We start from the raw sequence: 3,460 nt of genomic DNA on the forward strand, positions 1-3,460 counted from the left end.
AATCAAGCCTAGATCATGCAATAACGCACCATGACGAATTTGTACGATTTCATTAGCTGGTAATCCTAATTTAGCAGCTATACTAACAGAGTAGTTAGCCACGTTCAAGGAGTGCTTATACAATTCGTAGCTTTTCATACGAATCATTTGAAGTAGCTGTGCACTAATGGCTTCTAAGCTGTCCTTTTCTAATTCGTATAAGCCTGATGGCTGCATTAAAGATAACATAAACATAATAAAAAAATCCTTCCCTAATTTATTTCCTCACCTTAACAAGTATAGATATTATACAATATAATGGTAAAAATGGGTATACCTTAATCTTGCTATATATGTATAGGAAGAATTCACCTATAATGAGAGTATAAATGAGAATTTAATGGTGGCGGTAGTAGTATATAATAAATCCTTTAGTGTATAAAAGTATCAAGGGAAAAATTAAATGCAATAATACCATTTTGCTATAGACAAAGTTCGATACATTTCATATAATCACAGAGTACGGGTCTGTGGTTGAAAGTCGAGGCCAGTCGCAGGCAAAACGATCCACGTAAGTAATTCAAAGTAATTATGAGCATGGTGCGGCTTAGAAGTAAGACCTGCCGAAAATTCGAGAGGAGTAGTAGTGGGGAGTCAGAAGACTTAGGAGCGAACCTTCCAGCAGGCGAGTGTGGGGGCAAAGACCAGGTCAGCCGTACAAAGGACTATATTTATAGTCCTTTTTTTATGCATGTATCCTCTTATAGGGTAAAAGGATAAAAGGTATTGGTAAAAGCATTACTTAATGGCGTAAAAATGATACTGATAGAGCTTTTAAAAATATAAATATATATATTATGTATTAATATTCATAAAATTATAAGAAAATATACAATTCGCTATTGACTATATATTCATGTTTATGTATAATTACAACATGCTTGATAAAGCAGCACTCAAAACACAATGTCTGTAGGGAATTATTACTATATATTTTATACAACAACAGATATTGTATACATGAAGTGCAAAGGTAGTAGTGAATAGAAATTCATTGAGAGAAAAGAGAGGAAGAACAAATATGGTTTCAAAGAAAGTTAAAAAATTTATTTTTGCCGGCCTCGCTGTATTAGCTGTCGGTGCTGTATTAACTGGTTGTGGTTCTGATGACAATAAGCAAGCAACAGCTGCTAATGGGAAGAAAATAATTCATGTAGGTTCCAATCCTACGTTCATCCCTTTTGAGTTTACAGACGATCAATCAAAATCGTTAGCTGGATTTGATATAGATTTAATCCACGCTGTAGCTAAACATATGAATGCGGAAGTAGAAATTAAAAATGTGGCGTTTGATTCTTTAATTCCTAGTCTCGGCAATAAAGATATTGATCTTGCCGCATCTGGTATGACCATTACTAAAGCAAGAGCAGAGAAAGTATTATTCTCAGAACCTTATTATGAATCGGCCATGGGCGTTGTTGTAAAAGCTGATTCTACTATAAAAGATTTAAAAGATTTAGAAGGTAAAAACATTTCTGTACAAATTGGTACAACTGGTGCCGATTTAGCTTCTAATATTGCAGGTGCTTCTTTAAAACAATTTGATCATAGCAGTGAAGCGTTATTAGAATTAAGTAATGGTGCTGTTGATGCCTCTGTGCTCGATTTGCCTGTAGCGCAATATTATGCATCAAAACATCCAGAAGCAAATATTAAGGTTATACCATATCCAAATACTAAAAAATATTTTGGTTTTGCTGTAGCAAAAGATAATAAAGAACTACAAGCAGAAGTAAACAAAGCATTAGAAGAAATGAAGAAAAATGGTGAGTTAAATTCTATTTACCAAAAATGGTTTAAAACAGATGCCCCTGCTGATATGCCAATTGAATGGGCAGGGACCTGATTGTAAAAAGGAGAGGTGTTAGTTATGAATTGGAAGAAAAGCTTAGCCATTGTGAGCTCTGCCTTAGTTATTATGGGTTTAGTAGCGGGTTGTGGCAGTGATACAAGTAGTGATAAGAAAGTGTTGACTTTTGCAGCAGAAACAACCTATCCACCTTTTGAATTTTCCGAAGGAGATACATATAAAGGCTTTGATGTAGATTTAAGTCAGGCTATTGCTAAAGAAATGGGCTATGAAGCTAAATTTGTAAGCATGGGCTTTGATGCGTTAATCCCAGCCTTACAAAGTGGACAAATTGATGCTATTGCATCGGGCATGGTTATTACGGATGCAAGAAAAGAAAAGATTTATTTTACTGAACCATATTACCAAGTAGACTTAGTTATGGTTGTAAAAGATAGTGAAACAAATGTAAACAGCGAAAATGATATTGCTGGTAAAACAGTGGCTGCTCAAATCGGTACAACTGGCGCTATGTTGGCAAAGGAAAAGCCAGGCACAACAGTAAAAGAATTTGATGCCATTCCTAATATGTTAGAAGATTTATCTAATGGCCAAGTGCAAATTGTTATGCTTGATGAGCCAGTGGCTAAATATTATATTAATAAATTAGGTATGAAGAATTTGAAAGTTGTACCAGTAGGATTACAAGAACATTTCCTTGGCATTGGCATTAGCAAGGATAAGAAAGAATTATTAGATCAAATGAATGCTGCCTTAAAGAAGCTTAAAGAAAATGGCGAATATGATAAGCTTCAGAAAAAATGGTTTGGCGATATTAAATAAATTGTAATTACATTATTGTGACATAAGAAGATTATTGTTAGATACGTAGGTTGTTGTTACATACATAGATTGTTGTTACATAATTAGATTATTATTACATAATTAGATTATTATTACATAATTAGATGATTGTTAAAGAGGAATAAATTATATGATACTAGATACTTTGTATGCTAAGCGCGCGAAGGCTATTGAACGGTCTGTTATTGGTGCTTTAAAAGAGAAAGTAAAAGGTGAACATATTATTTCCTTAGGTGAAGGCTGTCCTGATAAGACAGCCTTTCCTGCTAAGGAATTGGGCCTAGTAGCACAAAAAGTATTGACTGAACAGGGGCCCGAAATATTACAATATGGCGCTGTATTAGGTTATGTAGGTTTACGGGAGCAATTGAGTCTATTAATGGAGCAGTATGGCATTCACAGTAATGTGGATCAAATCCAAGTTACAACGGGATCCATGCAATCGTTAGAATTATTGACTAAATTATTCTTAGAACCTGGCGATACAGTACTTGTGGAAGACCCTACCTTTATTGATGCACAGAATGTATTACGCTTTTCAGGTGCTAAAGTAGAGGGGATTGTATGTGATACAGAGGGAATGAATTTAAATGTATTAAAAGGCAAATTAGCTAACGATCCTTCTGTTAAAGCCATATATGTTATTCCCGATTTTCAAAATCCTACGGGCCTTTGCTGGTCAGAAGAAAGACGCAAACACTTTATGGATTTAGTAAGTCAATACAATGTAGTTGTACTAGAAGATAATCCTTATGGGGAATTATCTTA

Annotated in this window: 4 protein-coding genes; 3 read left to right on the forward strand and 1 reads right to left on the reverse strand. The window is 34.5% G+C overall.

Features of this window, described 5'->3' with window-relative positions; genetic code table 11:
* Positions 1–234 (reverse strand): HD domain-containing protein (locus tag Q0376_RS07340; RefSeq protein WP_298705955.1); only part of this gene is annotated, 234 nt, incomplete at its 3' end.
* 826 nt (positions 235–1,060) lie between these two features.
* Between Q0376_RS07340 and Q0376_RS07345 the strand changes: the two genes are divergently transcribed.
* The 3 genes from Q0376_RS07345 to Q0376_RS07355 all read left to right on the forward strand — a co-directional run.
* On the forward strand, positions 1,061–1,885 hold the full coding sequence (locus Q0376_RS07345) for a basic amino acid ABC transporter substrate-binding protein (protein ID WP_298705958.1): 825 nt from the start codon (positions 1,061–1,063) through the stop codon (positions 1,883–1,885).
* Between the two features lie 24 nt (positions 1,886–1,909).
* Positions 1,910–2,671: a basic amino acid ABC transporter substrate-binding protein gene (locus Q0376_RS07350; RefSeq protein WP_298705961.1), complete on the forward strand. Its 762-nt coding sequence runs from the start codon at positions 1,910–1,912 to the stop codon at positions 2,669–2,671.
* A gap of 151 nt (positions 2,672–2,822) precedes the next feature.
* Positions 2,823–3,460, forward strand: a 638-nt coding sequence (locus Q0376_RS07355) for an aminotransferase class I/II-fold pyridoxal phosphate-dependent enzyme (protein ID WP_298705964.1), incomplete at its 3' end; no start/stop codon positions are given.

Origin of the sequence: uncultured Veillonella sp., from assembly GCF_937981445.1 — a bacterium.
Classification (GTDB): Bacteria; Bacillota; Negativicutes; order Veillonellales; family Veillonellaceae; genus Veillonella_A.

What these genes read in the sequence shown, in the direction of transcription:
- Q0376_RS07345 (WP_298705958.1), top strand. Translation starts at nt 1,061, where the DNA reads ATGGTTTCAAAGAAAGTTAAAAAATTTATTTTTGCCGGCCTCGCTGTA.
- Q0376_RS07350 (WP_298705961.1), top strand. Translation starts at nt 1,910, where the DNA reads ATGAATTGGAAGAAAAGCTTAGCCATTGTGAGCTCTGCCTTAGTTATT.